Source organism: Mesorhizobium sp. M7A.F.Ca.CA.004.06.1.1, assembly GCF_003999135.1.
Taxonomy (GTDB): Bacteria; Pseudomonadota; Alphaproteobacteria; order Rhizobiales; family Rhizobiaceae; genus Mesorhizobium.
Window position 1 is genome coordinate 1 of record NZ_RZPQ01000814.1, and the last position, 2,557, is coordinate 2,557.

2 protein-coding genes are annotated in these 2,557 nt (G+C 65.4%); both read left to right on the forward strand.

Features of this window, described 5'->3' with window-relative positions:
• Positions 1 to 565: DUF2090 domain-containing protein (locus tag EN906_RS30520; RefSeq protein ID WP_127375624.1), on the forward strand; the 565-nt coding region annotated here is incomplete at its 5' end.
• A gap of 34 nt (positions 566 to 599) precedes the next feature.
• Positions 600 to 2,450, forward strand: coding sequence for a 3D-(3,5/4)-trihydroxycyclohexane-1,2-dione acylhydrolase (decyclizing) (gene iolD, locus EN906_RS30525; RefSeq protein WP_127271234.1), 1,851 nt, complete (start codon positions 600 to 602; stop codon positions 2,448 to 2,450).
• The last annotated feature ends 107 nt before the right edge of the window (positions 2,451 to 2,557 follow it).

Genomic DNA, 2,557 nt, shown 5'->3' on the forward strand with positions numbered 1-2,557 from the left:
CGGCTCGCAGCTTGTCGAATGGCCGGTCGACCATTGCATCAAATGCCTGTGTTTCTATCACCCCGACGATCCGGCGGCGCTGAAGGAAGAACAGCAGCAGAAGTTGCGCGCCCTGTTCGAAGGCGCGCGGAAGGTCGGCAGGGAACTTCTCATCGAGATCATTGCCGGCAAACATGGCAAGCTCGACGACACGACGATCCCGCGCGCGTTGGAGGAACTCTATGCGCTCGGCATCAAGCCGGACTGGTGGAAGCTCGAGCCGCAGGCGTCGAGCGGCGCCTGGGCGAAGATCGAGGCCGTCATCCTGAAGCACGACCCGTGGTGCCGCGGCGTCGTGCTGCTGGGCCTGGAAGCGCCGCAGGACGAGCTGGAAGCGGCGTTCGCCGCCACCGCCAAGGCGCCCATCGTCAAGGGCTTTGCCGTCGGCCGCACCATCTTCGTCCATGCGGCCGAACAATGGCTGGCCGGCAAGATGTCGGATAACGAGGCGATCGCCGACATGGCGCAGCGCTTCGAACAGTTGACGGATGCGTGGCTTGCCGAGCGCGGCCGCAAGGCGGCATAAGAAGGCGCGGAATAGGACTGCGGAGGAAAACACCATGAGCAAGACAATCCGCCTGACAATGGCGCAGGCGCTGACCCGCTTCCTGTCACGCCAGATGACCGAGATCGACGGGAGCAAAGTCCCGATCTTCGGCGGCGTCTGGGCGATCTTCGGCCACGGCAATGTCGCCGGCATCGGCGAGGCGCTTTATCAGCTGCGCGACGAGCTGCCGACCTTCCGCGCCCACAATGAACAGGCGATGGCGCATGCGGCGATCGCCTACGCCAAGGCCAATTTCCGCCGCCGCTTCATGGCCGCGACCTCTTCGATCGGCCCCGGCGCGCTCAACATGGTGACGGCGGCGGCGCTCGCCCATGTAAACAGGTTGCCCGTCCTGTTTTTGCCGGGCGACGTCTTCGCCAACCGCATCCCAGATCCGGTGCTGCAGCAGGCCGAGGATTTCTCCGACGGCACGGCTACGGTCAATGACTGCTTCCGTCCGGTTTCACGCTATTTCGACCGCATCACCCGGCCGGAGCAGATCATTCCTGCGCTCAGCCGCGCCATGGCCGTGCTGACCGATCCGGCCGAATGCGGCCCGGTGACGCTGTCTCTGTGCCAGGACGTGCAGGCCGAGGCCTACGACTACCCCGAGAGTTTCTTTGCCGAGAGGGTCTGGCACCAGCGCCGGCCGCGCCCGGATCGCCATGAGCTTGCCGCCGCGGTAGCGGCGCTGAAGGGCGCAAAAAAGCCGCTGGTGATCGCCGGCGGCGGCGTCCTCTATTCGCAGGCGTCGGACGAACTGGCGAAATTCGCCGAGAGCGCCGGCATCCCGGTCTGCGAGACGCAAGGCGGCAAATCCTCGTTGCCGGACGACCATCCGCTCAACATGGCGGCGGTCGGCGTCACCGGAACTTCTGCCGCCAACCGGTTGGCTGAGGAAGCCGATGTCGTGCTGGCCATCGGCACGCGTCTGCAGGACTTCACCACCGGTTCGTGGGCGCTGTTCAAGAATTCGGGCAAGACCATCATCGGGCTCAACGTGCAGCCCTTCGACGCCGGCAAGCACCGCGCCCTGCCACTGGTCGCCGATGCGGCCGAGGGCCTGGCCGAACTCAGTGCTGCGCTGAAGGGCTGGAAGGCGCCGGCAAGCTGGACCGACAATGCGTCCTCCGGCAAGAAGGCCTGGCAGGCCGAGGCGGCCAAGGTGACGGCGTCGACCAATGCCGCCTACCCGTCCGACGCGCAGGTGATCGGCGCCGTGCAGCGCGCCATGGGCTCCGGTGTGACGCTGCTGAATGCCTCCGGCGGGTTGCCGGGCGAATTGCACAAACTTTGGCAGGCGGGCGCGCCCGGATCGTATCATGGCGAATATGGCTTCTCGACCATGGGCTACGAGATTGCCGGCGGGCTCGGAGCCAAGATGGCGAAGCCCGGCGAGGGGATCGTCGTCATGATCGGCGACGGCTCCTACCTGATGATGAACTCCGAAATCGCCACCTCGGTGATGCTCGGCCTCAAGCTCACTATCGTGCTGCTCGACAACAGAGGCTATGGCTGCATCAACCGGCTGCAGATGGCGACCGGCGGCGCCAACTTCAACAATCTGCTGAAGGACTCGCGCCACGAGGTTCTGCCCGACATCGACTTTGCCGCGCATGCGGCGAGCATGGGGGCGATCGCCGAGAAAGTGCCGTCGATCGCCGGGCTGGAAAACGCGCTGGCACAAGCCAGGAAGAATACGCGCACAACGGTGCTCGTCATCGACACCGACCCGCTGGTTTCCACGGATGCCGGCGGCCATTGGTGGGACGTGGCGGTGCCGGAAGTGTCTGTACGGCCGCAGGTCAACGCGGCGCGCAAGGCGTATGACGAAAAGCGGAAGATGCAGAGTGTGGGTGATTGAGGTCGGCGCTGCCCCTCACCTGCCTGCCGGCATCCTCTCCCCGTCCCTATACGGGGAGAGGGACGCTGTCACCACCGGTTTCGCCAATCACCGCCGTCGCAAGAAAG